At 38.5% G+C, this 244-nt stretch carries 1 protein-coding gene; it reads right to left on the bottom strand.

Going from position 1 to position 244, the window contains the following annotated elements:
• Positions 1-244: AMP-binding protein (locus tag ACY2RW_RS16275; protein WP_490123780.1), on the bottom strand; the 244-nt coding region annotated here is incomplete at both ends.

The raw sequence follows: 244 nt of genomic DNA on the forward strand, positions 1-244 counted from the left end.
TGCATTTTGAGACGTATAAGCAGTATACACCATATACCCTGCAGTTGTGGGTACCATTCCTTTTGGCTTTCCTGTAGATCCAGAAGTATATAAAATAAAGAGAGGGTCTTCTGCATCCGTAATTTCTGCTTTATATGATGTTGATGCTTGGTCTAATAATGGTTGCAACCATTTATCACGACCTTCTTTCATAGCGATGTCTGAAGTGATTCTTTTGGCTACCAAAACTGTTTCGACACATGAA

The sequence above is a fragment of the Polaribacter sp. 2305UL8-11 genome (genome assembly GCF_058147165.1).